The organism is Arthrobacter sp. NPDC080073 (assembly GCF_040686575.1).
In the GTDB taxonomy this organism is placed as follows: domain Bacteria; phylum Actinomycetota; class Actinomycetes; order Actinomycetales; family Micrococcaceae; genus Arthrobacter.
On sequence record NZ_JBFBKR010000010.1, the window covers coordinates 51,031 to 75,725 of the forward strand.

Here is a 24,695-nt window from a genome sequence, read left to right on the forward strand (position 1 = left end):
TGCGGCGGCTCCGTCCGCAGGGCCAGCATGTCAGTACATATGCGGCTCTCGGAATAGGATGGGCGACATGCCTCTGAATTCATCCAACGACCAGATGCCGGCAGGAGTTCGGAAGATTTCCTGGTCCGGTTCGGCGTCAAGCGGCCGGCGCCCCGGCTCCACGCACGGCGGCCCGCGCTGGGAGTCGGTGCCATGGGCCGCGCGCCGCTCCCATCTTGGCCGGAGGGGGCTGGCAATCGGGATCGACATCGGCGGCACAAAGGTGGCAGCAGGAGTTGTTGATCCCTCGGGCCGCGTGGTCGAGGAAGCGCGGCGCTCCACTCCGGGCAATGACGCCCGGGCAGTGGAGCGGGTGATCGTCGACCTTGTCCAGGAACTGGGCAGAAGCCACCGGATTGCCTCTGTGGGAATCGGCGCGGCCGGTTGGATGGATCTCGACGGCGGTACCGTGCTGTTCAGCCCGCATCTCGCCTGGCGTAACGAGCCGCTCCGCGAAAACCTGCAGAGCCTGCTGAGGCGCCCGGTACTCGTCACCAACGACGCCGACGCTGCCGCCTGGGCTGAATGGCGCTTCGGCGCGGGACAAGGGGAGAGCCGCCTTGTCTGCATCACGCTCGGCACCGGCATCGGTGGCGCCATGGTCATGGACGGACGGGTGGAGCGGGGGCGTTTCGGCGTGGCGGGGGAGTTCGGACACCAGATCGTGGTGCCCGGCGGCCACCGCTGCGAATGCGGAAACCGCGGCTGCTGGGAGCAATATGCGTCCGGCAACGCGCTCGGCAGGGAGGCCCGGGAGCTGGCCTTGCGGAATTCACCGGTTGCCTACGAACTGCTCAAGGCGGCCGGAGGCTCGGCTGAGAACATCACGGGCGTTACCGTGACGGAGCAGGCAAAAGCCGGAGACTCCGCCTCGAGGGAGCTCTTGGAAGAAGTGGGGCACTGGCTCGGGCTCGGCCTCGCGAACCTGGCGGCCGCGCTCGATCCGGGGACGTTCGTTATCGGCGGTGGGTTGTGCGACGCCGGTGAGCTTCTTGTGGGCCCTGCGCGGGCAGCATTTACCCGGAACCTCACCGGCCGTGGTTTCCGTCCCGCGGCCGCCATCAAGCTTGCCGCGCTGGGACCGCGGGCGGGGATGATCGGCGCTGCCGACCTGTCCCGGGTCAGCGGCAGGGCACGCGGCTAGACGCGGGCGCCGTCGTCGTTCTCGTCTTTTTCCTGGGGCAGCTTCATGATGAGGTAAACCACTGAGGCCAGAAAGGTCGCCAGGATTCCCATCACTGCCAGGAGCGGCGCCGAACGCCAGAACATCGCGGTGAACAGCAGGGCAAGCGGGCCGCCCACGGCCCCGATCCAGGCGAGCATGGTCAGGGGTTCGGTACCGGCCAGGCTCGGCGGGTCCTCCGGGACGAAGCCGTTCTCGTCCTCGACGTCGTAGTCACGCGGTCCGGTGGCTCCGCTGCCGTCCCTGCTGCCGTCCCCGTTGCCCGCAGGTTCTTCCGCAGCGCTTCTTTTTGAAACTCCAGACAATCCAAGAGGGTCGAAGTCTTGGAAGGAACGGGACGATGAGCGGCCTGGAACGTCGTCCGGACCTGGCCCCGGCTCTGTTCCGGCACCGCTGCCGGGCTCCTCGGCCGTCGGCGCCTCGTCGAGGGCGGAGGAAGGCATCGACTCAAGCCGTGCCACCAAATCGAGCCAGACCGCGTCGTCGTCTTTGTTGGCGCTCTGGTCGGGGGAGTCGGGCCCTGGCCTATTCATTGGGTGAATCCCGAAGCTCGGCGGCGGACTGGCCGGCAGGGGCGGAACTGCTTGTCAGTCCTGCCATCGTTCTCCTGATGAACTCGACCGAGCCTCGGAAAATCTCCAAGGCATCGTTGTCCAGCGTGGCCACGTGGTAGCTGTTCTCCAAGGTGCTGAACTCCATGGAAGCAGTGACCCGCTCCTTCAGCTGCCTGACGCTTCGATCCGAAACCACGTGGTCCACGGAGGAACGGAAGACGAGCACCGGTGCGGAAATCCGGGGGAGCAGGGTGACGGTGTCCCGGTACATTTTTTTCAACTCATGGGCGGCGGCGACCGGTGTCCTGGGGTACGCTCCCTCATCCATGCCGGGTTTGAGGATGTCGTTGGCAATCGCCGGGGTGGATTTCATGACGTGCTTGAGGACGCCGACCACGGCGGCACGGGGATCATCGATCACGAGTCCCGGATTGACGACGACGGTACCGGCCACCGGCCGCGTCGCCGCGATCCGGAGAGCCAATGTCCCGCCCATCGACAAGCCGGCGGCGAAGACGAAGTCGCACTCGGACTGGAGCTCGAGATATGCCGCATCCACCGCACGGTGCCACTCCTGCCAGCGCCGCGTGGCCATGTCCTGCCACGTGGTCCCATGGCCTGGAAGCAGGGGGAGGCGGACAGCGTAGCCTTCCGCGGCCAGGTACTCGGCCCAGGGGCGCATGCTGTGCGGGCTGCCCGTGAAGCCGTGGCTCATCACCACGCCGATGCTGGGTCCACTACCGGTGAAGTCGCTCGCGTATGGCGAGGGATCGGGGAGAGTGTTCATGATGACTCCGAGGCTACTGAAGTTGGCGGCACTGCTTTCCGTGTTGAGTCCATCGTGTCACTGTTCGGGACATTTCTCACTGGAGTATGGTGGCTTCTGAATGCGGGCCGGGACCGTCCGGACGCCTTGCAGACGCCGCCCCGGAGAGGAACCAACGTGTTCTATTGGGTCATGAAACGGATCTTTTTGGGTCCGCTTCTCAAATTGCTGTTCCGCCCCTGGGTCAAGGGCCTCGACAATGTTCCCCACGATGGCGCCGCGATTCTCGCTTCCAATCATTTGTCCTTTTCAGACTCGATCTTCATGCCGGTGATGGTGCCCCGGCGCGTCAGTTTCCTGGCCAAATCCGAGTACTTCACGGGAACCGGGCTCAAAGGCAGGCTTACGGCCATGTTCTTCCGGCTCACCAACCAGTTGCCGATGGACCGTTCGGGCGGGGCCGCGTCCGAGTTGTCCTTGCAGGCCGGCAGGGACGTCCTGGCCGCCGGCGGCCTGCTGGGCATCTACCCGGAAGGCACCCGCAGCCCCGATGCCAAGCTGTACCGAGGCAAAGTAGGGGTCGCCAAGCTTGCACTCCAAACCCGGGTGCCCGTTGTTCCCGTAGCGATGATAGGCACCGAGAAAGTCCAACCCATCGGTAAGCGTTTGCCCACCATCCGCCGGATCGGGATCATCTTCGGTCAACCATTGGATTTCAGCCGGTACTACGGCCAAGAAGAAGACCGCTCCGTCCAACGCGCCGTGACCGACGAAATCATGTACGAACTCATGCGGCTCTCGGGGCAGGAATACGTGGACGAATACGCCGCCGTCGTCAAGCAGCGGCTGGCCGGGCAGCTTCCGGAGCCGGCGGGCGGAAGCGAAGCGAATGCAGCCGGCGCCGGCGAGGAGGGCAGGCATCCGTCCGGCAACGGTCCGGAACCGGACGGCGGCGGTGCGGTGGCCGGGAAAGTGTGACGGCCGGCGAATAAGGGTTACGGAAGCCGTGCCCCGAACAGCGGGCAAGGCAACTAGTCTTGGAGAGTGACTGAGCTATCCGCGAACCCCGCACCGTCCATGACCGGCCCCCTGAACAGTTCCCTGGGCAGCCCCCTGACCAGCACCGCGCAAAGTGGCGCGGCGAACTATCCCGGCTTGGACGATTGGCGCCAGCTGCCTATCTCGCAGCAACCCACCTGGACCGACAGGGGCGTCTTCGACGCCTCCGTCAAGGAACTCTCCGTGCTTCCTCCGCTGGTCTTCGCGGGCGAAGTCGACATATTGCGCGAGCGTTTGGCCGCCGCAGCCCAGGGCAAGGCATTCCTGCTCCAAGGCGGCGACTGCGCCGAAACCTTCGAGGACGCCACAGCTGACAAGATCAGTGCCAGGGTCCGCACCATCCTGCAGATGGCCGTTGTCCTCACCTATGGTGCGGCCATGCCCGTCATCAAGATGGGCCGCATGGCGGGCCAGTTCGCCAAGCCGCGGTCCTCGAACGAGGAAACCCGCGACGGCGTGACCTTGCCTGCGTACCGCGGCGACATCGTCAACGGCTACGACTTCACCCCGGAGTCCCGCGCCCACGACGCGAGCCGCATGCTGAAGGCCTACCACACCTCGGCTTCCACACTGAACCTCATCCGCGCCTTCACGCAGGGCGGCTTCGCCGATCTCCGGCTGGTGCACCTCTGGAACAAGGGCTTCACCGAAAACCCGGCCCATGCCCGCTACGAGTCCTTGGCGAGGGACATCGACCGGGCCATCAAGTTCATGGCGTCCTGCGGTGCCGATTTCGAAGCCCTCAAGCGCGTGGAGTTCTTCGCGAGCCACGAGGCGCTCCTGCTGGACTACGAGCGTGCCCTGACGCGCATCGACTCCCGCACGGGACTTCCCTACGATACCTCCGGGCACTTCCTCTGGATCGGTGAGCGCACGCGTGAGCTCGACCATGCGCACGTGGACTTCCTGTCCCGCGTGCGCAACCCGATCGGCGTCAAGCTCGGTCCCGGGACCTCCGGAGACGACGCGTTGCGGCTCATTGACAAGCTGGACCCGAACCGCGAGCCCGGCCGCCTCACCTTCATAACCCGGATGGGTGCCAAGAACATCCGCGAGAAGCTGCCCGCCGTCGTCGAAAAGGTCACGGCCTCCGGCGCGCAGATCCTTTGGGTCACGGACCCCATGCACGGGAACACCGTCACGTCGCCCAACGGGTACAAGACCCGCAACTTCGACGACGTCGTGGACGAGGTCCGCGGGTTCTTCGAAGTCCACCACGCCCTGGGCACGGTACCTGGTGGCCTGCACATGGAAATGACCGGCGATGACGTCGCGGAATGCCTTGGTGGCGCCGATCCCATTGACCAGGATGCCTTCCTGGACCGCTACGAGTCAGTGTGCGATCCCCGCCTGAACCACATGCAGTCCCTCGAGATGGCGTTCCTCGTGGCTGGAGCCCTCACCAAGCGCTAGTCCCATCCCGCGAGCAGGCGATCCTGCGTGAAGGCCTGAATACAGGAAAGGCGATCCGGAGCATTCCGGATCGCCTTTCCTGTATTCAGACGTCCTACACGACAGTCAAGGTGACGACGGAGCCCTCCGGCGCATCGCTGTCCACGGGGTTCTGGTCGCGGACAGTGCCGAAGAAGCCGCCCAGGATGTTGTTGATCTTGACGTCGAATCCGAGCTGTTCCAAGGCTTTGCGGGCAGCGTCCGCCTGCTTGCCGATGAAGTTGGGCACGTGCACCATCTTCGGCCCCTTGGACAGGGTCAACGTGACGGAGTCGCCGCGGAACAAGGTGCCGCTGTCAGGGGTCTGGCTGACCACCGCTCCCGCGGGGACCTTTTTGTCGTTGACGGGTTCCGGCGCAATTTTCGCGGTCAATCCGGCGTCGTTGATCGCTTTGACCGCTGCTTGCTGGGTCATGCCGCGGACATCCGGTACCGGGAGGGGCTGGGGTCCCTTGGAAACCACCAAAGCCACCGGCGTGCCGTGCCGGACCGGGGTGTCCTGGGCCGGGGACTGGGAGATGACCGTGCCTGAAGGCACCTTGTCGTCAAACTGCTCCGTGACGTTGCCGAGGGTCATTCCGGCCGCGCCAAGGGCGTTCTTTGCCTGGTCGAGTGTCATGCCCGACATCGCGGTAAGCGGAAACAACTGCGGACCCTTCGAGACGAAGAGCGACACGGTTTGGAACTTGCGGACCACCTGGCCGGATGCGGGTTCCGTTCCAACCGCCAACCCTGCCGTGACTTCGTCGTCGAACACGTCTTTCGGCTCGGATTGGAAGCCGGCGGTCCTGAGCAGTTGCTGTGCCTCCGCGACCGTCTTGTTCCTGGTGTCCGGTATGGTTCCGGGCGAGCCGGGCCCCATGCCGAAGAACCAGCCGGCCGCGGTGGCCAGGATCGCCAGCACAATCACGACAATCGTCCAGATCACTGCCCGGCGGCGCGGGTTGCCTTCCCGCAAGGAGCGCGACGGCGTGGCCGCGGCCCGCGCGCGGTCCTTTTCCTCCTGGCGCTCCATCCGCTTGATGTCGCGTTTGCTCGGTGGGGCGCCCGCCGGCGTCCGGTGTTCCCGGTCCTGTGGCACCTGGACGTCGAAAGCCGCGGCGCCGGGGGAGAACCCCGACGGCGGAAGCACCCTGGTTGGATTGCGCTGGCTTGAGATAATCTCGGTCGGGCGGCCGATCCGTTCCAGGGGCTCCGTACGTTCGGCATTGAAGGGGGCGACTACGGCGGTTGCCCCGTCCGCTTCCCGTTGCCCGTCGGGCGTTGCCGCCCTGGCGGCCGGCGGATTGATGTCCAGTTGTGCGTCGCTCAAGGTTGTGCGGATATGCCGCAGTTCGGACAAGAGCGCGGATCCGTCCACGGGACGCTCTTCAGGTTCCTTCGCCGTGCACCACTGGACGAGTTCGTCCACGTCCGCGGCAAGGCCGGGCACCGCGAGCGACGGCGGAGCGACGGCCGCGTTGACGTGCTGGTAGGCAACCTGGATGGGAACATCGCCCGCGAAGGGTTGGCCGCCGGTAAGCATTTCGTAAAGCATGATGCCGGTGGAGTAGATGTCGCTCCTGGCGTCCGCGGGTTTGCCGAGGACCAGCTCGGGAGCCAGATACGCGACTGTGCCGATCAGGGCGCCGGTGCTGGTTGTCGCCGTGACCGCCCGGGCCAGTCCGAAGTCGCCCACCTTGATGCGGCCGTCGTCTGCAATCAGGACGTTCTCGGGTTTCACGTCGCGGTGGATCAGCCCCGCCGCGTGGGCGGCGGCGAGCCCTTCGATGACCGGATCGATCAGTGCGAAGGCCAGCCGGGGCGGAAGCGCTGCCTTTTCGTTGAGGACGTCACGAAGAGTGTGGCCCTTGATGTACTCCATCACGATGTACGCAATGTGGCCGTCCTGTCCCTGGTCGAGGACACCTACGACGTGTGGGTGGGAAAGGCTGGCCGCGGCCCGGGCCTCGCGTTGGAGGCGGTCCAGGAAATTTTGGTCATTGGCCAGGTGCGGATGCAGCACTTTGAGCGCCACGTCGCGGTCGAGACGCTCGTCCGTGGCGAGATAGACGGTTGACATTCCGCCGTTCGCGAGGCGCGATCGCACCAGGTAGCGCCCGTCCACGAGGGATCCGAGGAGTTGGTCCGAAACTTGTTCCTGCACCCTTCGATCTTAGTTGAGCAAAACACGGGCCCGAATCGGCATACGATCCGGGCCCGTGTTGTGTGCGAAGCGATTTAGCTGAAGTTCTTCTTGAGGGCCAGGATCGAGGCGACGTAGGCCTTGGTGTCGTCGTACATGCCGTGCTTGCTGACCGAGTACTGGCCCTGGTAGTAGCCCGCGATGGCCGTGTTCAGATCCTTGCTGGTGTTGACGAGGGCCCGGATGATGGCGACGCCGGCAGTCACGTTGTCATACGGGTCCAAGAGGTTGAGCTTGCGTCCCACCAGTTGGGAAGCCCATTCGCCGGAGGAGGGAATCACCTGCATGGTGCCGATGGCGTTGGCAGGAGAGACCGCACGCTGGTTGAAACCGGATTCCTGGTAGGCGAACGCCATGGCCAAGGACGGGTCTACGCCCATTCGGCGCGCGGTATCGGCTACGATCCCCTTCATCTGGGCGGTGCTGGGAACCGGGGACGCATTGAGCAGCGCCTTGTTCGCGTTGGCTGAACTGACCACGGCTTCCGGGTAGGTGTAGCCCAGGAACGTGCTCGGAACCAAGGGGGTGCTGACCGGAGCCGGAGCCGGAGCCGAGGCCGCAGGAGCACCCGGAATGGCGAGCTTCTGCCCCGGATAAATGATGGTGCTCACGGACAGCTTGTTCGCCGAGAGCAGCGATGACAGGGACACACCAATGCGTGACGCGATGCCGCCCAGGGTGTCACCGGACTTGATGGTGTACGAGCCGGTGTTGGCAAGTGCCGGTGCTGCCGGCGCCGCCGGCGCGGATGCAGGGACCAGTGCAGCGGGAGCCGGTGCCGCCGGGGCCGGTGCGTTCGTTCCCGGGCCGACCTTGATCTTCTGTCCGGGATAGATGATGGACCGGCCGTTGAGGCCGTTCCAAGTGAAGACGTCGGACAGCGCGACGCCGTGGCGGGCGGCAATGCCGCTCAGGGTATCGCCGGATACGACTGTGTAGCTGGCAGCCGACGAGGACGTGCCGGGTGCCGGGCTCGGCGCGGGAGCCGCTGCGGAACCGGACAACTTGATCTGCTGTCCCGGGTAGATGATGGTGTTGCCCGAGAGCCCGTTGAGCTTCAGGACGGTGTTGGTGTCCAGCCCGTAGCGGGCCGCGATGCCGCTGATGGTATCGCCCCGGACGATGGTGTACGTGGCCGGAGCCGCCGGTGCCATGGGCTGCATGGCAGCCGGGATGGTCGCGGCAACCGCAGAGGCGGGAATGACGTTTGCGGACATAGCGGCGGCCCGGGCCTGGATGGCCGCAGCCAGCGATGCGGGGATCTTCTGGGTTTGTACCGCCGGAAGCGCTGTTGCCGGCTGGGCGAGCGCCAATGAAGAGAGCATGACGGCGGGCAGGGCCGCCGTGGTGGCCGCCATTATGGGCATGCTCGTTGTCTTCTTGGGCGAGCGGGGCGTCGTCATGGGAGCAATCCTCATCTCAGCAGCGGATGTTGGGAATACCGCTGTTGCCAGTGTTACTAAAGTTAGTAGTGATGCAAATGTGATCAATGTGAATCTCTCACATTTTTCGATTCCGCACAAGAAATCCCGGCGCATTCGATTCCCGGGCAATTCGGGGGCACAAATTCCGCCCTTACCGTCCGTCCGGCTAGGCGCAAAGCGCGCGGTCGTGGCAATCTTGATCCGTGAGTAATGTAGAAAGCCTCGTTTCCGAATGGCTGCCGCTGCCCGATGTGGCAGAGCTGCTGAACGTTTCAATCACCAAGGTCCACGGTCTTCTGGATGAGCGTGCAGTGGTGGCTGTGAGAGTGGGCGAACGCCGCATCCGTTCGATTCCTGCCCTCTTTATCCAGGACGGTCATGTGGTGGATAGCCTGAAGGGCACCATCGCAGTGCTTGGCGATGCCGGGTACACGGATGAGGAGCTCATCGCGTGGCTTTTCACTCCGGACGAGTCGCTGCGTGGCCGCCCTGTCGACGCGCTCCGTGAAGGGCGCAAAACTGAAATCCGACGCAGGGCTCAATCACTTGCCTGGTAAGGGACTCCTGCCTTAAATACGGTGGTGGCGATCAGCAATGCTGATCGCCACCACCGTATTTAAGCAGGTATTTAGACTGCCCTTAACCTGGATTTATCCAAGAGTTCACGCGGCGCGGCTGACGGCGGCTTCGGCCAGCTGCCTGAGCGCGGTAAGCGGGAGTTCAGCCAGGGGGAGGCGTTCCAAGGCCTCGAAAGCCTCATTGCTGAGTTCCTCGATCATCGATTCCGTGGCTTCGAGCGCGCCGCAATCCACGATGATCCGCCGGATCTCGGCAACCTCGGCCTCGCCAAGGTCCGGCCTTCCGAGCATGGTATCGATGTAGCTCGAATCAGCAGTCCCCGCCTGGTTGATGGCGAAGCCCACCAGCACGGTCCGCTTGCCTTCGCGGAGGTCATCTCCCGCGGGTTTTCCTGTGGTCCCCGGGTCTCCGAACACTCCCAGAACGTCGTCGCGCAACTGGAATGCCTCGCCGAGGGGCAACGCGAAGGCGGAATAGCCCTGCAGGAGCTCTTCGCTGGCGCCGGCCAAGGCGCCCCCCAAGGCCAAGGGGTGTTCCGTTGAATACTTCGCCGACTTGAAACGGATGATGGACTGGGCGCGGTGGACGGCACCCGCGCGGTCCCGCACCGGGCCCGCAACTTCCTCCAGGATGTCCAGGTATTGGCCGGCCATGACCTCGGCCCGCATCAGGTTGAAGATCCGCCGTGCGGTTGTGCCGGAAGCAGCCCTGCCGCCAATCTCCGTGAACGCCTCCTCGCTGAAGGACAAGCAAAGGTCTCCGGTGAGAATCGCGGCCGCATGCCCGAAGCGTTCGCTGTCCAGGGCCCAGCCTTGGCCCTCATGGAGCTGGCTGAACCGCCTGTGGACGCTTGGGCCGCCGCGCCGTGTGTCGGAGCGGTCGATGATGTCGTCGTGAATCAGGGCTGCAGCCTGGAAGAGTTCCAAAGCGCAACCGGCAGTGATGATGTCGGGGTGTGCGGACTCGCCTCCGGCACCTCGCCAACCCCAGTAGCACATCAGTGCCCTGAGCCGTTTGCCACCTGTCACGAGGCTTGTGATTGAGCCCATGAGCGGGGCGACATCGGGGGAGATGGTGGCCATGGTTTCTTGTTGCACCCCAAGGAAACCGTTCAGTTTGGCGGCGACATCGGCCACAAAACGGCTCTGTTCCGAACCCAGGCTCTCCGTGGTCACTTGATTGACCCGGCGGCCACGTTGGCACCGATGGTGAACGTGGATTTGCCTGCGGTTTCCACCACCGAGATATTCACCGTTTCATTGTCGCCGCGGAGGAAATCCTTTGATTTGATACTTCCGACAGTGCTGCCGGGGACTTCCTTAAAGCCCTGCGCCGTGAGCGCGGAGGTATAAAAGGCCACTACTTCGTCCGGCGGCGACGCAATGTTCCCGACAAGGGCCACCGACGCCGGAGAGGAGTTCTTGTCGAAACTGCTGGATTCCACGGCTGCCTTGGGCATCAGTGGAATCAGTTGCTGGGGGAATCCCGGGACCAAGGCGCCGACCGCCGCCGAAGCTCCCGCGGACCCCGTGGAAGTTGGGCCCGGCGCCGGACTTGCCGAGGCAGTGGCCGTCCCGGACGATGTTGGCGCCGCCCCTTGGGATGCCGTGCTTGCCGGGGACGACCCGCACGCCGAGATGGTCAACGCGACGCCCGTGGCCAACAAGGCCAGGCTGACGGGTTGAGGCTTTCCAAAGAGCTTCACAGGGATTTCCTCCTGGGGGACGACGCCGGATGCTGCCTCCAGTTTAGGGCGCCGGACGCTGGCACCAGTAACCAGTGCCGCGGCATAGGATTTCCTTGTGAGACCACAAGCAGAGAACAACGGGCGGGGCCCCGGACAGGAATTCGCCCCGGATCCCGATGCTCTGCGGGAACTGCGGCGCACCAGCATCCTCCACGTGGACATGGATGCCTTCTTTGTCTCGGTGGAATTGCGCACCCGGCCCGAACTCAAGGGAAAACCCGTCATCGTGGGCTTCCCGGTGGATCGCTCGGTTGTGCTGTCCGCGTCCTACGAAGCCCGCGCGTTGGGCGTGAAGTCCGCCATGCCCATGGCCAACGCCATGCGGATGTGTCCCAACGCGGTCATCATCGAGCCCCGCCACAGCCTCTACTACGAGGTGTCCGCGCAGTTGATGGGCATCTTCGAATCGATAACGGAACTCGTGGAGCCCTTGAGCGTCGACGAAGCTTTCCTTGATGTGGGAGGCGCCATCAGGAGGCTTGGTCCGCCCCTCCAGATCGGCCGTTTGATCCGGCGCCGTGTTGCGTCGGAGCTGGGAATCACTGCGTCTGTCGGAATAGCCGCCAACAAGTTCGTTGCCAAAATTGCTTCTACACGCTGCAAACCCGACGGACTGCTCCTTATTGAGGAAGGGCAGACCGTAGCCTATTTGCACAGCCTGCCCGTGAACGCTTTGTGGGGAGTCGGGGCCAAGACCGCCGATGTCCTCGCCAGGCTGGGGATCCGTACCGTGGCCGACGTGGCGGCCACCCCGCTTTCTTCCTTGAAAAAGGTCCTTGGAGCTTCAGGCGAGCACGTCCACCGATTGTCTATGGGCATGGATCCGCGGCCGGTCACGCCCACCCGCCTCGAAAAGAGCATCGGTTCCGAGGAAACGTTCGCTATTGACACCCCGGATGACGCGCTCCTGCACCGCGAGTTGCTCAGGCTCTCCCACCGAACCGCTTCACGGCTGCGGACAGCCGGAATGCTGGCCCGGACCATCGCGCTGAAGCTGCGTTATGCGGATTTTTCGACAATCAGCCGAAGCAAGACAATGCACACGCCGGTGGACAGCGCCCAGATGATCTATCAGGTGGCAAGCCAGTTGCTGGCGTCCTTGGGGGAGCGCCCCATGAGCGTGCGCCTTGTAGGAGTACGGGCTGAGCAGCTCGAACCGGCGGAACACACCTCGCTGCAGTTAAGCTTCGATCGCAGGGACGACAACTGGCGGGCGGCTGAACAGGCGCTTGACCGTGTCACCGAGCGATTCGGCAGCAAGACCGTCCTTCCTGCGACGCTTTTGGAGCCGCAGGCGCAGCCGGACGGGCCGGGCTCTCCATAGGCTTCGAAGAGCCCTCGCATGCCCTCCGGCGTGTCTTTCAGAACAGCGGACAACAAACTATCCTAGAGATACACAGATTTAGACCGTCTGGATAAATTGCCATGTTGCGTCTGTTCCGTGAGACCGTGTTCACAAGACCCGGTCTTCGGGAACCCTTTTTTGGGTTTGTCCGTTCAAGGAACAAGAGGCAACGGCCGCGGCGTATCCAGACGCTGGCCGACTAAAGGAGGTCGCGATGCCCCTCTCGGAGCACGAACAGAAGCTACTCGAGCAACTCGAGAAGCAACTGCATGAGGACGATCCAAAGTTTGCCAATTCAATGGGCTCTGACCCCATTCGCTCATGGTCGACCAGGCACATCGTTATTGGCGTTCTCGGCACTATCGTCGGGATTCTCTTGTTGTTGGTAGGTGTGTCCCTGCAGAACATCTTCCTTGGGGTGCTGGGCTTCATCGTGATGGGCGCCGGCGTTTACTTCGCCACCCTGAGAAGGGCAGCCGGCGGGAAGTCGAAGAGTGCCAAGCCGGGCAAGGCAAGGAACTCATTCATGAGCAACCTTGAGGAACGCTGGGACGAGCGCCGCCGCGGCGAGGAGAGCTGAACGCTCCATCCAGGGGCTTGTACTCCAGACGGATGCCGAGTCCTCCACATTGCACCACCAGGCTCTGACCTGATTGCGAAAAGACCCGAATCCCGGGTCTTTTCGCATTTAACGCCACGTTCGCCGCACCCCGCGAGCCTGTAGGCGGGGCTGGCGAGCCGCCGTCGTGCGCCTCCTTGGAGCGCCGCCGCAAAGTCTCCTCCACCACCAACCACCCCCGGGAGCCGCATGTTTTCAGGCTCCCGCATACGAAAGTGGGGCAGAAACACGCCGGATTGCGTTGACTGTGGGGGCTTGTGGAGTAAAGTGGAGCAAGTAAGAGGGTAGTGGCGGCGTGGGGCAGGTACGGGCACCTTTACAGACGGGGCGGTGGGCCAGTGTTTCTTGGCACGCATTCACCGCGTCTGGACGAAAAGGGCCGGATCATCCTTCCCGCCAAGTTCCGCGAGGAACTTGCTGACGGCTTGGTCCTCACAAGGGGCCAGGAACGTTGCATCTACGTCTTCAGCCAGCGGGAATTCGAACGTATTCACGAATCCATGCGGGAGGCCCCCATCTCCTCCAAGCAGTCACGTGACTACATCAGGGTTTTCCTGTCCGGAGCCTCTGACGAGGTGCCTGACAAGCAGGGGCGCGTGACGATTCCGCCGGCGCTCCGGAGCTACGCAGGTCTTGAGCGGGAATTGGCGGTCATCGGCGCCGGAACCCGTGCAGAGATCTGGGACGCCCAGGCTTGGGATGAGTACCTGGCCGAGAAGGAAGCCGCCTTCTCGGAGACCGACGACGACAACCTTCCCGGTTTCATTTAGAAACCGGCACAGGAAGCAGCAATGCTTCTTGGACGGGATCTCCAGCCGCCCATCACATTGTTTTCCTGGCTCACCTTCCCCGGAGCCAGGCAGACGATGCGATAGGCGCGGATGGGGATCCGGCCCAAGAAGCGACCGCTCAGCACGAAACTGACAGATGAACAATTCAGCTCTGAGGAGGCCGCATGGAGGAGCAAGACGCGCCAAAACCAACCTCGGAGCGACATGTACCGGTCCTGAAGGACCGGTGCATCAATTTGTTGGCACCAGGTTTTGAGGCCGCCCGCAGCCGAGGCGAAACGCCCGTCGTCATCGACGCCACATTGGGAATGGGTGGCCACTCCGAAGCGATGCTGCAGCGGTTCCCCGATCTGCACCTTGTTGGTATCGACCGGGACGAAGAGGCCCTGGCCCTCGCTGGGGAGCGCCTGCAACCGTTCGCGGCCCGCACTGACCTGGTACATGCCGTTTATGACGAAATCGAAGATGTGCTTGCCGACCTGGGCATCCCGGAGGTGCACGGCATCCTCATGGATCTGGGTGTCTCTTCCCTCCAACTGGACGAGCGGGAGCGCGGCTTTGCCTACTCCTACGACGCGCCGCTGGATATGCGGATGGACACCAGCCGCGGCCAGACTGCCGCCGACGTAGTCAACAACTATTCCGAAGAAGACCTCGTGCGGATTATCCGCAAGTGGGGCGAGGAAAAGTTTGCCGGCAGGATCGCGAACCGCATCGTCACGGCGAGGGTCGCCAAGCCATTCGCCACCACCGGGGAACTCGTCGAGCAGATCCGGGGCGTTGTTCCCGCTGCGGCCGCAAAGTCCGGCGGACATCCGGCAAAACGGACTTTCCAGGCCCTGCGGATCGAAGTCAACGAGGAACTCGATGTCCTGGAGAGGGCAGTTCCTGCGGCCCTTGCAGCCTCGGCAATGGGCGGACGGGTAGTGGTGATGTCGTACCACTCACTCGAAGACAAGATCGTCAAGTCGGTCTTCCAGTCCCGGTCCAAGTCCTCGGCACCGCTCGGCTTCCCTGTGGAGCTGGAAGAACATAAGCCGGAATTCAAGATCCTGACCAAGGGCACGGAAGTGCCTACCCCTGAAGAAATCGCCGAAAACCCGCGTGCGGCATCTGCCCGCCTGCGGGCCGTGGAACGCATCAAAGCGAGGAGAACAGCATGAGCACCGCTGCCGCGAAGATCCTGCCGACCACAGTGGGGAACACTGCGCGTGCCCTGCCCGCCCAGGGACCGGAGCGCGACACGACGCGCAAGGCGCGGACGCCGCTCTCGCTCGTACAAAGTGTTCCCGGACGACGACGGACTCCGTTCGTCGTCTTTTGCTTCGGCGTGCTGGCGGCCGCCTTGCTGACTGTCCTGGTGCTCAACATCTCCGTTTCCACGGCCCAATACGACCTTGTGAAGCTCAGGAACGACGCTGCGTCCTTGACCAAACAGAACCAGGACCTGACACAGCAGGTCCAGAACTACCAAGCTCCCCAGAATCTTGCCGCCAAGGCCGCAGAATTGGGAATGGTAGCTTCCACTGCCACGGGCCAGATCGATCTGGACAACCTGACGGTCACAGGAAAAGCCACGCCGGCAACCAAGGGACAGAATCCCGGTGCCGTCATCGCTCCTCCTGCGGTTGCAGGCCAGTCCAGCGTCGCTCCGTCCGCACCCGCCAAGAATGATTCACTGGACAGCCGCAAGCCGAACGGGGCCGCCGACTCGACACCGGCCAAACCGCAGGCGCCCGCGGTTCCTGCGGCACCCAAGCCGCCGGCTGTGGATCTCCACGGTGGTTCGGTCCCGGCTCCACCGCAGAAGGTACCAGGGCAGTAACGTCCAGCCGACCTGATTTCAGGTAACCAGCAAGGCAAGCAGCAAGGAATCGACGTGGTGCAGAAAACCGGCAAATCGAAGAACAAGAGAACGCCGGCGGCGAAGAAGCGCCTGCGCCTCGGCCTCGGGGTCATGCTGACGCTGTTGCTGGTGGTCGGGGGCAAGTTGTTCCTCGTCCAGGGGCTGGACGTCGGTGGCCTGGCCGAGGCGGCCTACAACAACCGGCTGACAACCACGATCCTGCCCGCCGAACGAGGCAAGATCCTTGACGCCAACGGCACGGTTCTCGCCAGCAGCGTGATCCGCTACAACATCGTGGTGGACCAAACGGTCAACACCAACACCGATCAGTTTCCTCGTTTCAACTCCCAGACCCAAGCCATCGATACGATCTCCAGGTCCCAGGGGATAGCAGAGCTTGCCAGCGCCCTCGGGATGGACGTCGGGCAGGTCACACAAGCCGTGACCGGCGTGAAGAAGTACAACATCGTGGCCAAGGAAGTGAAGCCGGACGTCGAGGACCGGATAGCCCAACTGCACATCCCGGGTATCGTCTCCGAGGGCATCAGCAAGCGCGTCTATCCCAACGGCAGCGTGGCTGGTGGGATAGTCGGCTTCCTCAAAGACGGCACCACGGGCCAGGCAGGCCTTGAGCAGACCCAGGACGAGCTGCTCCGCGGCAAAGACGGCAAGCGCGTGTTTGAGATCGGCGCCGACGGTCTTCGTATCCCTGTGGCAACCGACCTTCTGACCCCGGCCGTCAACGGCAAAGACGTCAAGCTGACGCTGAACACGGACATCCAGTACTTTGCGCAGCAGGCCATCCAGACCCAGGTCAACCAGCTCAATGCCGAGTGGGGATCAATCGTCGTCGAGGACATCAAAACCGGGAACCTCATCGCGATGGCGGACACCAACGCACCGGATCCCAACGACCCCGGCAAGGTAGCGGCTGCGGACCGCGGCGTACGGTCCGTGACGGCTGCCTACGAGCCCGGTTCGGTGGAGAAGATGATCACGGCGTCCGCAGCGATCAATGAAGGAAAGTCCAGCCCATTGGACACCGTCACCATTCCACCGGCTTTGACCATCGACGGTCAGACTTTCACCGATGCGTTCGACCATGGAACCGAGCAGAGGACCCTTGCCGGCATCCTTGGCTATTCGATGAACACGGGTACCGTGATGATCGGCAGCCGCCTGAGCAAGCAACAGCGCTACGACTACCTGACGCGCTTCGGCATCGGCCAAGCTCCGGACATTGGTCTTCCCGCCGAAACCTCAGGCATCCTGGCCAAGCCAGATCAATGGGATGACCGCCAGCAGTACACCGTGTTGTTCGGCCAAGGTGTTTCCCAGTCCACGCTGCAGACCGTCCGTGCGTACCAAAGCGTGGCCAACGACGGCGTGATGCTGCAACCGCGGCTGATTGACGGCTACGTCGGAGCTGACGGGGTGGAGGAGAAAGTGCCTGCCAAGGATTCCCGGCAAGTCGTGACCAAGGACACCGCGCAGCAGGTGCGGGACATCCTGGAGAGCAACGTCACCATGGGCGAAGTGAAGGATGCCGCGATTGACGGATACCGGGTAGGCGCCAAGACGGGCACGTCCCAGGCGCCCCGTGAAGATGGCCTGCCCGGGTTCGATGGCTATACCGCATCCATCGTGGGCATGGCGCCCATGGACAATCCGCGCTTCATCGTAGAGGTTGTAATCCAGCGCCCCAAGGGCAGCATTTACGGCATCACCCAGGGGCCGATTTTCCGCTCGGTCATGGGCCAGGTCCTGCGCACCTACAACGTCCCGCCGTCCACGGGCACTCCAGCGCGGCTTCCCCAATACGGCAAATAGGGGCCAGGACGGCAGGCAGCCCAGTTTTGCCAAGTAAGCTTAGTGGGCATCTGTCCGGCCACATTACGATCCACCCATGCCGTTTGCGGGAGCCCCCGGGTTCCCGCGCGGCCAGTTTTACGAGTACCAACGGAGACCACCTTGTCAGAGCAGAATGATGCCGTGTCGATCCCTTCAGGGAACCCGTCGGCTACGGACAAACCAGGCTTCCGTCCAGCCGTCGTGGCGCCTGTTCCCCTTGAAGCCATCGCATTGTCCCTCGGAATCGCGCTGCCGCCGGACTCCGGCGAAACGTCGGTGACTGGTGTGTCCCTCAACTCGCGCACGGTCGAGCCGGGAGACCTGTACCTGGCGCTGCCCGGTGCCACACGCCATGGCGCCGACTTCGTCACCCAAGCGGTGGCAGCCGGTGCTGTGGCCGTCGTAACCGATGAAGACGGCGCGCGTCAATTGGCACTTGAAGACCTCGCTGTTCCCGTGCTGATCGTCAGCAATCCCCGTGCAGCCGTCGGGACCCTCGCCGCCCTCATTTATCGAAGCCAGCCCCTCGACGGCGGTTCGCCCACGCTTTTCGGGGTGACCGGTACAAACGGCAAAACGACAACGACGTATTTCATCAACTCCCTGCTCCGCGCCCTGGGCATGAATCCTGGACTGATCGGGACGATCGAGATTCTTGCGGGGGACGAAGCCATTCCGAGCCTGCTCACCACGCCGGAGTCGACGGACGTCCACGCCTTGCTCGCCCTCATGCGTGAACGCGGGCTGGAGGCTGCTTCCATGGAGGTCTCCTCCCATGCCCTGTCGTTCCACAGGGTCGACTCCGTGACGTTCGACGTTGCCGGCTTCACCAACCTGACACAGGACCACCTTGATCTCCACGGAAGCATGGAGGAGTACTACCGGACCAAGGCGGAGCTGTTTACCAGCGCGCGCGCACGGCGGGCCGTGGTGACCGTTGACGACCCGTGGGGGCGCTTGCTGGCCGATGAGGCGGGAATTCCCGTGACCACGCTGTCGGCCACGGCGGGGAGCGACGCTGACTGGACGGTGGAGTCAGCCAAGCCACGCGGGCTTGGAACGGACTTCGAATTGCGCCAACGCGGCGGAACGGCCCTGCGCGTCCATACGGGATTGCCGGGGGACTTCAACGTCGCCAACGCGGCGCTGGCCACCATTATGGTGCTTGACTCCGGCATCGAGCCGGCGGCACTCCAGGCGGCGCTGGACACGCACGATCCCTTCACCGTTTCCGTACCCGGCCGGATGCAGCTGATCTCGGATGCCCCTGCCTCCGTTGTCGATTTCGCGCACAATCCGGACGCGCTGGCGAGGGCCCTGAAGGCCGTACGCCCGCAAACCCCGGGATCCCGCGTGATTGTTGTTTTCGGCGCTACAGGCCAGCGCGACCAGGGCAAGCGGCCGACCATGGGTGCCATAGCCGCCCGGCTAGCCGACGTCGTCATCGTCAGCGACGACGATCCTCATGACGAAGACGCAGCGGCGATCCGTTCGGAAGTCATCGCCGGGGCCCGTGCCGCCCGCGAGTCGGAGGACCTGGACTGCGAGATCGTGGAAGCGTACCCGCGGGACGCCGCCATCCGCCAAGCCGTGGAACTGGCCACTGAGAAAGACACCATCCTGGTCGCCGGCCGCGGCCACGAGGTCTGGCAGGAAGTGAAGGGCGTCAACCTTGCCCTCGACGACCGGGTGGAACTACGGGCGGCCTTGACAGCCAGGGGATTCAAAGTTTCCACGGACGAGCGGATAGAGTCCTAGACCGAGATGATTGCACTTACTGCGGCGGAGATCGCCGATATTACCAACGGCCGATTGGCAGCGGACCCGGGCATTGTCCCGGCGTCCGTCGTTACCGACTCCCGTGAGGCGGCCGCTGGATCGTTGTACGTGGCCAAGCCAGGAGAGAACGCTGACGGCCATGCCTATGTAGGCGCCGCTTTCGAGCGCGGGGCTGTCCTGGCGCTGACCGAGCGCGACGTTTCCGACAATGACGGCCGGCCGTACCCAGCCGTCGTCGTCGATGACGCCGTGATCGCCATGGGTGCCCTGGCTGCAGAGTCCGTGCGCCGCATCCGCGCCGCGCGCGCCGCACAGGGGGAGCCCTTTACCGTCATCGGCATCACAGGCTCGGCGGGCAAGACCACCACCAAGGACTTGCTCGCGGGCATTCTTTCCCGCGCCGGCGCCACAGTGGCGCCTCAGGGTTCGTACAACGGGGAAGTCGGCGTGCCGCTCACCGTTTTCCGAGCCGACGCGGGCACCCGCTACCTCGTGATCGAAATGGGCGCCACCGGCATCGGCCACATCAAATACCTCGCCGAGATGGTCCAACCGGACATCGGCGTCGTACTTTGCGTCGGCACCGCCCACGCAGGCGAGTTCGGTGGCGTCGAGAACATAGCCAAGGCGAAGGGCGAACTCGTCGAGGCGCTGGGGCACGACGGAACGGCCGTCATCAACCTCGACGACGCGCGGGTCGCGGCCATGGTTTCCCGCACCCGGGCCAAAGTGCTCGGAACCACCGCTACCGGCATTCCCGGCTCCGCAGTCGAAGCCAGGAACGCCGATATCGACGAAGACGGCCACCCGGAATTCGAGCTCTTCCTCCCCGACGGCGGGATCCCGCATCCCGTTCACAGCAAGCTCATCGGTGCGCACCACATCACCAACCTTCTTGCGGCCGCTGCCGCCGCGTTTGCGGCCGGTATCCCCGCCGCCGGGATCGCCGAGTCGCTGAGCGAGCAGTCGCCGGCCAGCCGGTGGCGAATGGAACGCACCGAGCGCCCGGACGGGGTCACCATCATCAACGACGCGTACAACGCGAATCCGGAATCCATGAGGGCAGCCCTGCGCACCCTCGCCGACCTCGGCCACGGACGCCGCACGTGGGCGGTGCTGGGCGCGATGCTGGAGCTTGGCGAAGACTCCATCCGCGAACACACCGCAGTGGGGACGCAAGTGGTCCGCTTGAACATTTCCAGGCTCGTAGTGGTTGGCCGCGAAGCCCGGGCGCTGTACATTTCCGCGATCCAGGAAGGCTCCTGGGGCGACGAGTGCAGTTTCGCGGAAACGGCCGACGAAGCCTACGAACTGCTGCAGGCCGAGCTGAAACCAGGCGACTTGGTGCTGTTCAAGTCCTCGAACGGGGTGGGCCTAAGGCATTTAGGGGATCGGATAGCATTACCCCCACAAGCCGGTACGAGTGCGAACACCGCGGTTGCAACTGCCGCCAATGAAGGGAACGAGCTGCTGTGATTGCACTGTTGATCGGCGCGGGCGTCGCCCTCCTGGTGGCTTTGGTCGGAACGCCGCTCTTCATCCGGTTTCTCGTCACCAAGGGATACGGCCAGTTCATCCGCGACGACGGACCCACCTCCCACCACACCAAGCGTGGTACTCCCACCATGGGCGGGACAGTCGTGGTGGCCGCCGTGCTCGTCAGCTACGGGCTGACCCACCTGATCATGTGGATGATGAACCCGCGATCACCGGGCCCTTCGGCTTCGGGCCTGCTCCTGTTGTTCCTCATGGTCGGCATGGGCTTCGTTGGTTTCCTCGACGATTTCATCAAGATCTCCAAGCAACGCAGCCTTGGACTCAATGCCAAAGCCAAGCTGATCCTTCAGGCGTTCGTCGGCATTGTCTTCGCAGTGCTCGTCCTGAACTTCCCCGACGCGCAGGGGATCACCCCGGCCTCCACCCATATTTCCCTTGTCCGGGACATTCCCTGGCTGAACCTGGCCTTCGGAGGCACCGTCCTCGGGGCCATCCTGTTTGTCATCTGGTCGAACCTGATCGTCACTGCGGCAACCAACGGCGTCAACCTGACGGACGGACTGGACGGCCTTGCCGCCGGCGCCTCCATCATGGTCTTCGGGGCCTACACGCTGATGGGGATCTGGCAGAACAACCAGGCCTGCGGTTCACCCCGCGAGGCGGGCAGCGGCTGCTACTCGGTCCGCGACCCGCTCGATCTGGCGCTCCTGGCCGCTATCTGCAGTGCCGCCCTGGTGGGCTTCCTCTGGTGGAACACGTCCCCGGCGAAGATCTTCATGGGAGACACCGGTTCCCTGGCCATCGGCGGGGCGGTGGCGGGCTTTGCGATCCTTTCCCGCACCGAGCTTCTTTTGGGCATCATCGGCGGCCTCTTCGTCCTCATCACGCTGTCGGTCATCATCCAGGTGGGCTACTTCAAGGTCACCAAAGGGAAGCGGGTCTTCAAGATGGCCCCCCTTCAGCATCATTTCGAACTCAAGGGCTGGGCCGAGATCACGGTGGTTGTCCGATTCTGGATTCTTTGTGGCCTCTTCGTGGCCGCGGGCCTTGGGATTTTCTATGCTGAATGGGTGGTGCTGCTGTGAGCTCAAGTCCTCAAACCAAGCCTTCTGCCAACGACCGGTTACGTAACCTCGTCAGTTGGGATTCCGACTGGAAGGGCCTGCGCGTCGTCGTGACCGGCATCGGTGTCTCCGGTTTCGCGGCCGCCGACACCTTGATCGAACTCGGCGCACGGGTAGTGGTGGTTGACGCTGCCACGAGTGCCAAAGCCCTCGCCCAGGCGGACACCTTGAAGATCGTCGGCGCAGCCGACGTCCTCCTCGGCCAGGACGCCGTCAAGACGCTGCCCCGCGTGGACGGCGAAAAGGCCGAACTCGTCGTGACGTCGCCGGGCTGGCGGCCGGACCAGTCCCTCCTGGCAGCTGCCAAACGGGCCCACGTACCGGTGTGGGGCGACGTCGAACTCGCCTGGCGGGTGCGCGAACGCAAAGGCCGCAAGACGGCGGACTGGCTCACGATCACCGGTACCAACGGCAAAACCACCACTGTGGGCATGACTGAAGCCATGCTGCAGGCAGCGGGGCTCAAGGCAATCGCCGTAGGGAACGTAGGTACTCCCATCCTGGACGCACTCCGTGACCCGGTGGAGTACGACGCCTTCGCGGTCGAGCTTTCCAGCTTCCAATTGCACTGGATCGAATCGCTCTCCCCGGTCGCAAGCGTCTGCCTCAATGTCGCCGAGGACCACGTCGACTGGCACGGCTCCTACGAGTCCTACCTCGCGGACAAAGCAAAAATCTTCGAGCACACCCAGAAGGCGTGTATCTACAACGCCGAGCAGATCGAGACCGAACGCATGGTGGAAAACGCCGACGTGGTGGAGGGCTGCCGGGCGATCGGCTTCACCACCTCGACCCCGGCTGTCAGCATGCTCGGTGTCGTCGAGGGGTTGCTCGTGGACCGTGCGTTCATCGAAGAGCGCAAGAGTTCAGCAGAGGAACTCGCGTCCCTGGCGGATCTGGGCCAGCCTGCGCCCCGACACATGGTCGCCAACGCGCTGGCCGCTGCCGCACTCGTGCGCGCTTACGGCGTCGAACCGGCTGCAGTGCGTGAGGGGCTCCGGAACTATCTCCCGGGAGACCACCGCATCCAGCCTGTGGCCAAGCAGAACGGCGTGCTCTGGGTCAACGACTCCAAGGCGACCAATCCGCACGCAGCTTCTGCAGCCCTGTCGGCGTTCGACAAGGTCGTCTGGATCGCAGGCGGTTTGTCCAAGGGCGTCAACTATGACGACCTGGTCAAAAGCAACGCGCACAGGCTCAAGGCGGTGGTGCTGATCGGCTCCGACACCGCGGACCTGGAAGCCTCCCTCAGGCGACACGCAGCGGATGTGCCCGTAATCGGGCAGCCCAAGGGCGACACTGAAAAGGTGCAGTCCGCCGATTCAGCTGGTGCCGCCGCGGAACCGTCTCCGATCTTCGGCGACACCGTCATGGCCCATGCTGTCGAGTCGGCAGCAAGTGTCGCCGAGCCCGGCGATACCGTGCTGATGGCTCCGGCGGCTGCTTCCATGGACCAGTTCTCTTCCTACGCTCACCGTGGCGATGCTTTCATCCGGGCAGTGCGCGAGCTTGTGGAAGGCCAGGCACAGACCACCGAGGAGTAACAATGGTCAGCACGCCCACGCGCAGCGGGCCCGGGCGGACCCGGGCCGGCAAGCCAGACCCCGCTGGACGCGCGGCAGGCGTTGCCCGAGCCTCGCTGCCGTCCCGCATCCGCTCGGGGATTTCCGGGTTCTGGGCAACTCTGGAGGGAAGCGGTAAATCGAGCGGCGGGTCAACCTACTACTTGATTCTTGGCGCTTCGCTGGCGCTCACGGCCATCGGGATCATCATGGTCCTCTCGGCGTCCAGCGTCGAGGCGATTGCGGCCGGCGAATCCCCGTACTCCATCGCCACCAAGCAGGGCATGTTCGCAGGCATCGGCGTCGTTGCCATGCTGGTGCTTTCCCGGGTCAACGTCGTCTGGCTGAAAAGGTTCGCCTGGCCTTCGATCATTCTTGCCTGCGCCTTGCTGGTGCTGGTACTCGTTATCGGCAAGCGTGTGCTGGGCAACCAGAACTGGATCGAGATCGGTGGCTTCACCTTCCAGCCATCGGAATACGCCAAGTTCGCGTTGGTGCTCTGGATGGCCACGGTTCTTTCCGTCAAGGCAAAACTTCTCGACAAGTGGACGCACGCGCTGATCCCTATCGTCCCGGTCTCCGGCGTCATCATTACCCTCATTGTCCTGGGGCATGACCTCGGCACCTCGCTGGTGGTCATGCTCATCATGGCTGCGGGCTTGTTTTTCGGCGGCGTCAACCTGAAGCTCTTCGCTGCTGCCGGTGGTGTCGCCGCCGCTGCCGCGCTGATTCTGGCGTTCACGAGCGGAAACCGGATGTGCCGGATCACCTCGTGGATGGGACAGAGTTGCGCAGGGGCAAGCGACATCGGCTTCCAAAGCGAACAGGGGCTCAGCGCCCTGGCTTCGGGAGGTTGGCTTGGTGTCGGACTTGGCCAGAGCCGGCAAAAATACCAGTGGATTCCCGAAGCCCACAACGACTTCATTTTCGCCGTCATCGGGGAGGAACTCGGGCTTGTGGGGACCATCGTGGTCCTGGTGCTTTTTGCGCTGCTCGCCGTTGCCATCTACCGCGTCGTCAGCCACCAGGAAGACTTGTTCGCCCGGGTGCTCGGCGGATCCATCATGGCGTGGATGCTTGGACAGGCCGCGATCAACATGGCCATGGTGGCCGGACTGCTGCCCGTGATCGGCGTTCCTCTGCCTTTCATTTCCTACGGTGGTTCAGCGTTGGTGATGTCGCTGTGCGGCGTGGGCGTAGTGTTGTCTTTGGCCCGCGCCCAAATCGCTCCTGCCAGCCGTTCCAAGCCGCGCTGGCGACTTGGAAAAACTGCACGAAAGCGTACATAGCACT

22 protein-coding genes are annotated in these 24,695 nt (G+C 63.8%); 16 read left to right on the forward strand and 6 right to left on the reverse strand.

Features of this window, described 5'->3' with window-relative positions:
* The first annotated feature begins 67 nt into the window (after positions 1 to 67).
* Entirely contained in the window at positions 68 to 1,183 is a 1,116-nt protein-coding gene (locus AB0O52_RS13025) for an ROK family glucokinase (RefSeq protein WP_364538146.1), read from the forward strand.
* Here the strand turns inward: AB0O52_RS13025 and AB0O52_RS13030 are convergent.
* Both AB0O52_RS13030 and AB0O52_RS13035 read right to left on the reverse strand, forming a co-directional pair.
* Complete coding sequence (locus AB0O52_RS13030) at positions 1,180 to 1,755, reverse strand: hypothetical protein (RefSeq protein ID WP_364538148.1); 576 nt, start codon at positions 1,753 to 1,755, stop codon at positions 1,180 to 1,182. The genes AB0O52_RS13025 and AB0O52_RS13030 overlap by 4 nt on opposite strands.
* Positions 1,748 to 2,563 (reverse strand): alpha/beta fold hydrolase, encoded by an 816-nt coding sequence (locus tag AB0O52_RS13035; RefSeq protein WP_364538150.1) that lies wholly within the window; start codon positions 2,561 to 2,563, stop codon positions 1,748 to 1,750. The genes AB0O52_RS13030 and AB0O52_RS13035 overlap by 8 nt, the downstream gene beginning before the upstream one ends.
* A 156-nt stretch (positions 2,564 to 2,719) precedes the next feature.
* On the opposite strand from AB0O52_RS13035, the gene AB0O52_RS13040 reads away from it, so the two are divergent.
* Complete coding sequence (locus tag AB0O52_RS13040) at positions 2,720 to 3,520, forward strand: lysophospholipid acyltransferase family protein (protein WP_364538152.1); 801 nt, start codon at positions 2,720 to 2,722, stop codon at positions 3,518 to 3,520.
* Positions 3,521 to 3,619: 99 nt separating this feature from the next.
* Positions 3,620 to 5,014, forward strand: a complete 1,395-nt coding sequence (locus AB0O52_RS13045; RefSeq protein ID WP_364538317.1) for a class II 3-deoxy-7-phosphoheptulonate synthase — start codon at positions 3,620 to 3,622, stop codon at positions 5,012 to 5,014.
* A gap of 94 nt (positions 5,015 to 5,108) precedes the next feature.
* Here the strand turns inward: AB0O52_RS13045 and pknB are convergent, their stop codons facing one another.
* Complete coding sequence (gene pknB / locus AB0O52_RS13050) at positions 5,109 to 7,199, reverse strand: Stk1 family PASTA domain-containing Ser/Thr kinase (RefSeq protein WP_364538154.1); 2,091 nt, start codon at positions 7,197 to 7,199, stop codon at positions 5,109 to 5,111.
* A 74-nt stretch (positions 7,200 to 7,273) separates the two neighbouring features.
* Positions 7,274 to 8,641 (reverse strand): LysM peptidoglycan-binding domain-containing protein, encoded by a 1,368-nt coding sequence (locus tag AB0O52_RS13055; protein WP_364538156.1) that lies wholly within the window; start codon positions 8,639 to 8,641, stop codon positions 7,274 to 7,276.
* Between the two features lie 224 nt (positions 8,642 to 8,865).
* Here AB0O52_RS13055 and AB0O52_RS13060 point away from each other — a divergent pair, with 224 nt between their 5' ends.
* Positions 8,866 to 9,219 (forward strand): Rv2175c family DNA-binding protein, encoded by a 354-nt coding sequence (locus tag AB0O52_RS13060; RefSeq protein ID WP_364538158.1) that lies wholly within the window; start codon positions 8,866 to 8,868, stop codon positions 9,217 to 9,219.
* Positions 9,220 to 9,324: 105 nt separating this feature from the next.
* Here AB0O52_RS13060 and AB0O52_RS13065 read toward each other — a convergent pair whose 3' ends face one another.
* Together AB0O52_RS13065 and AB0O52_RS13070 are read right to left on the reverse strand one after the other, a co-directional pair.
* Positions 9,325 to 10,416 (reverse strand): polyprenyl synthetase family protein, encoded by a 1,092-nt coding sequence (locus AB0O52_RS13065; RefSeq protein WP_364538160.1) that lies wholly within the window; start codon positions 10,414 to 10,416, stop codon positions 9,325 to 9,327.
* Entirely contained in the window at positions 10,413 to 10,685 is a 273-nt protein-coding gene (locus AB0O52_RS13070) for a hypothetical protein (RefSeq protein WP_364538162.1), read from the reverse strand. Before AB0O52_RS13070 ends, AB0O52_RS13065 begins: the two co-directional genes overlap by 4 nt.
* Here AB0O52_RS13070 and AB0O52_RS13075 point away from each other — a divergent pair.
* The 12 genes from AB0O52_RS13075 (at position 10,663) to ftsW (ending at position 24,691) form a co-directional block, all read left to right on the forward strand.
* Complete coding sequence (locus AB0O52_RS13075) at positions 10,663 to 10,926, forward strand: hypothetical protein (RefSeq protein WP_364538164.1); 264 nt, start codon at positions 10,663 to 10,665, stop codon at positions 10,924 to 10,926. The genes AB0O52_RS13070 and AB0O52_RS13075 overlap by 23 nt on opposite strands.
* A 183-nt stretch (positions 10,927 to 11,109) precedes the next feature.
* A complete protein-coding gene (dinB, locus tag AB0O52_RS13080; RefSeq protein WP_364538319.1) occupies positions 11,110 to 12,312 on the forward strand; it encodes a DNA polymerase IV in 1,203 nt (400 codons plus the stop codon).
* A gap of 235 nt (positions 12,313 to 12,547) precedes the next feature.
* A complete protein-coding gene (locus tag AB0O52_RS13085; RefSeq protein ID WP_364538166.1) occupies positions 12,548 to 12,913 on the forward strand; it encodes a DUF3040 domain-containing protein in 366 nt (121 codons plus the stop codon).
* A 377-nt stretch (positions 12,914 to 13,290) separates the two neighbouring features.
* The gene (mraZ, locus tag AB0O52_RS13090) at positions 13,291 to 13,722 is read left to right on the forward strand and encodes a division/cell wall cluster transcriptional repressor MraZ (protein ID WP_059389147.1); all 432 of its coding nucleotides are present in this window, start codon (positions 13,291 to 13,293) and stop codon (positions 13,720 to 13,722) included.
* Positions 13,723 to 13,907: 185 nt separating this feature from the next.
* Positions 13,908 to 14,906, forward strand: a complete 999-nt coding sequence (gene rsmH, locus AB0O52_RS13095; RefSeq protein ID WP_364538168.1) for a 16S rRNA (cytosine(1402)-N(4))-methyltransferase RsmH — start codon at positions 13,908 to 13,910, stop codon at positions 14,904 to 14,906.
* Positions 14,903 to 15,568, forward strand: a complete 666-nt coding sequence (locus AB0O52_RS13100) for a hypothetical protein (RefSeq protein WP_364538170.1) — start codon at positions 14,903 to 14,905, stop codon at positions 15,566 to 15,568. Before rsmH ends, AB0O52_RS13100 begins: the two co-directional genes overlap by 4 nt.
* A 54-nt stretch (positions 15,569 to 15,622) precedes the next feature.
* Positions 15,623 to 17,419 (forward strand): penicillin-binding protein 2, encoded by a 1,797-nt coding sequence (locus AB0O52_RS13105; RefSeq protein ID WP_364538172.1) that lies wholly within the window; start codon positions 15,623 to 15,625, stop codon positions 17,417 to 17,419.
* Between the two features lie 162 nt (positions 17,420 to 17,581).
* On the forward strand, positions 17,582 to 19,198 hold the full coding sequence (locus tag AB0O52_RS13110) for a UDP-N-acetylmuramoyl-L-alanyl-D-glutamate--2,6-diaminopimelate ligase (RefSeq protein WP_364538173.1): 1,617 nt from the start codon (positions 17,582 to 17,584) through the stop codon (positions 19,196 to 19,198).
* Between the two features lie 6 nt (positions 19,199 to 19,204).
* Entirely contained in the window at positions 19,205 to 20,695 is a 1,491-nt protein-coding gene (murF, locus tag AB0O52_RS13115) for a UDP-N-acetylmuramoyl-tripeptide--D-alanyl-D-alanine ligase (RefSeq protein WP_364538175.1), read from the forward strand.
* Positions 20,692 to 21,801, forward strand: coding sequence for a phospho-N-acetylmuramoyl-pentapeptide-transferase (mraY, locus tag AB0O52_RS13120; RefSeq protein ID WP_364538177.1), 1,110 nt, complete (start codon positions 20,692 to 20,694; stop codon positions 21,799 to 21,801). The genes murF and mraY overlap by 4 nt, the downstream gene beginning before the upstream one ends.
* Entirely contained in the window at positions 21,783 to 23,384 is a 1,602-nt protein-coding gene (murD, locus tag AB0O52_RS13125; RefSeq protein WP_364538179.1) for a UDP-N-acetylmuramoyl-L-alanine--D-glutamate ligase, read from the forward strand. The genes mraY and murD overlap by 19 nt, the downstream gene beginning before the upstream one ends.
* 2 nt (positions 23,385 to 23,386) lie before the next feature.
* Positions 23,387 to 24,691 (forward strand): putative lipid II flippase FtsW, encoded by a 1,305-nt coding sequence (ftsW, locus tag AB0O52_RS13130; RefSeq protein WP_364538181.1) that lies wholly within the window; start codon positions 23,387 to 23,389, stop codon positions 24,689 to 24,691.
* The last annotated feature ends 4 nt before the right edge of the window (positions 24,692 to 24,695 follow it).